This window comes from Centipeda artemidis DSM 19719, assembly GCF_000426665.1.
Taxonomy (GTDB): domain Bacteria; phylum Bacillota; class Negativicutes; order Selenomonadales; family Selenomonadaceae; genus Centipeda; species Centipeda artemidis.
Map to the genome: position 1 here is coordinate 1 of NZ_AUFU01000035.1, position 1571 is coordinate 1571.

At 48.9% G+C, this 1571-nt stretch carries 3 protein-coding genes; all 3 read right to left on the reverse strand.

Features of this window, described 5'->3' with window-relative positions; genetic code table 11:
* Positions 1 to 467, reverse strand: a 467-nt coding sequence (locus K341_RS12005; RefSeq protein WP_037349764.1) for a hemagglutinin repeat-containing protein, incomplete at its 3' end; no start/stop codon positions are given.
* Positions 468 to 628: 161 nt separating this feature from the next.
* Positions 629 to 1126, reverse strand: a complete 498-nt coding sequence (locus tag K341_RS0110700; RefSeq protein ID WP_026762792.1) for a hypothetical protein — start codon at positions 1124 to 1126, stop codon at positions 629 to 631.
* A gap of 18 nt (positions 1127 to 1144) precedes the next feature.
* Positions 1145 to 1571 (reverse strand): hypothetical protein (locus K341_RS12765; protein WP_211221221.1); only part of this gene is annotated, 427 nt, incomplete at its 5' end.

A 1571-nucleotide genomic window follows, 5' to 3' on the forward strand; every position in this document is an offset into this window, starting at 1 on the left:
ATATTGACCTTTTTGCCAGATGCCTGCGAGCCGATGATGTTGGTATCTGCGCCCGAGGTCATGGAGAGTTTTTCTTGTGCTTGTATGATGGCAGGGGTATAGGTCGTACGGTCTCCGACGCCGTCGCTCTTTGCACGGTCGGCGTGAATCCCGACGTCGGTGATTGTTCCTGTCCCAAAGCTATAGGTGACGCTGATCCCTGCGGAGCTCGAGCGTTCTTTGGTCACGGTATGTATGGTATTCTCTGCGGCGTGCAGGTCGATATTTTTCTTCGCCTCCAGCGTGACGTTCTTTCCTTGGAGGGTTCCTCCTGTCATGGAGATGTCATTTTCGCGCGCACGAAGGGAGAGGTCGGTGCCGGCCTCTATTTTGCTGCCTGTGTTCTCGTGCGAGAGGATCTCCGTCGTGCTCGATGAGCGCGAGCTGCCGAGTCCTATATTGAGACTAAACAGCTTTCTTGGGTTCACCAGTTCCTTGTCAAAGGCTGCGCAGTCTTCAGGACTGAGCAGGTTTCTATATTTTGTCAGTTCATGGATACCTTTGCCAAGGTCATAGAGTTCTCTGCCAGCTTTCCACGCATAGAGCGCTTTAAATTGATTGTCTTATACGGTACTTATGCGATGTCGGCTCACTCGTCCTCGTTTTTCTTCTCCCCGGTTTCATTTTCCCACCACGGATAGCCGTATCTCTTGATGATCGCTTCCTTATAGTCCAAATAGCTTTGAAGCAATGAGAGCGCATTCGTACGCTGCTCGTCCGTGAGTTCCGAAAAGCCTTGTATCAGCCCCTTGAGACTCGCGATGGTCTCAAGCTCCGTTACCACGGTGTTGAACGGATACGGATAGGTATCGAAGATATCTGCGATGTCGAGCATGACCTCGTAGTTTTTTGGATTACATCTGAGTGCAGCGCGTAAACGACCGATGCCGTACATATCCTCGTCATCTACGAGATGCGGATCCGCATGCCACAGCCACTCACCGATCATTTGGAGGCCTCGAGATTTTTGTTCATCCGTGATCTCCGGATCCATAACCCGTTTCTCAATCTTACGAATGCTCTCTTTCCCGTTCTCCCACGTCCAGTTTTTCTCAAGCTCATCAAAAAACGCATCATAATCAAACATTACGCGATCCTCCCTGCTCTAAATCGATACATTAAGGCCGGCATCGACGAGCTTTTGTTTCCCGTTGACGGAATACAGTTTGACCCATATGCGGAACCCGTCAATGATCTTGCATTTCTTTGTGACGCCGCCGCCCTGCTTCCCATGAAGTTCGCCATTCTCGATCACTTCCGCGAGATACCACTGGATTTCTTCATAGGTCGGTTTCCTGCCGTTAAAGAGCAGCTCCCACGCATGACCGTTGCTTGTGTCGCGATCATCATAAACGTTCTGTGATTTGTAATACCATGAGTATCCATAGGCTTTAATAGCACCTGCTCTGCCTTTTAAATAAAGCCCCAACAATTTTAGTGCTTGTTCTCTTTGATCATCTGATAGTTTCTGAGGAAACACTGATAAATTCTTATGTTGCGCAACTCTGCCTTGAAAGATTACAATAGAGAAA